We start from the raw sequence: 620 nt of genomic DNA on the forward strand, positions 1-620 counted from the left end.
TCACCACGGTGTGGTTCATGACTGGGGTGAAGTCGTAACAAGGTAGCCGTAGGGGAACCTGCGGCTGGATCACCTCCTTAAACGATGCGTCACAGTTAGTAAGCGTCCACAATGAATTACCTGATCAAGCAATAGAGCAAACGGTAAAAGCACTACTTTCTCTGATATTCAACTCAGTGAGTGGGTCTTTAGATCGATTGGCTAGACGCTATTACGTAAATGGGTCTGTAGCTCAGTTGGTTAGAGCGCACCCCTGATAAGGGTGAGGTCGGCAGTTCAAGTCTGCCCAGACCCACCATTTACGTAGGTAGCTCAGTTGGTTAGAGCGCACCCCCTGATGTTAAATAAAGAGAAGGGTGAGGTTACTGGGTTTATTCAAGTCTGCCCAGACCCACCAAATTTGCGTAATACGGCGTTGCATCATTACTCGCATAGCAGGCTATGCGTCGCAATAATGCGCCTTGTCTTACACAAATTTGCGTGAATATTGTATTGGGGCCATAGCTCAGCTGGGAGAGCGCCTGCCTTGCACGCAGGAGGTCAGCGGTTCGATCCCGCTTGGCTCCACCATTACGTACTACCTTCTTTTACCTTAAATACCGTTTGTGAATGTTTCGTGA

General features: G+C 48.7%; 2 tRNA genes and 1 rRNA gene. All 3 read left to right on the top strand.

The annotated features are described in order from the left end of the window. Positions 1-80, top strand: a 16S ribosomal RNA gene (locus tag QT230_RS20795); the annotation flags it as partial. A gap of 141 nt (positions 81-221) precedes the next feature. Further along, positions 222-298: transfer RNA gene (locus QT230_RS20800), tRNA-Ile, on the top strand. A 196-nt stretch (positions 299-494) separates the two neighbouring features. Further along, positions 495-570: transfer RNA gene (locus QT230_RS20805), tRNA-Ala, on the top strand. Positions 571-620: the final 50 nt, after the last annotated feature.

Source organism: Halomonas sp. SpR8, from assembly GCF_031010195.1.
GTDB lineage: Bacteria > Pseudomonadota > Gammaproteobacteria > Pseudomonadales > Halomonadaceae > Vreelandella.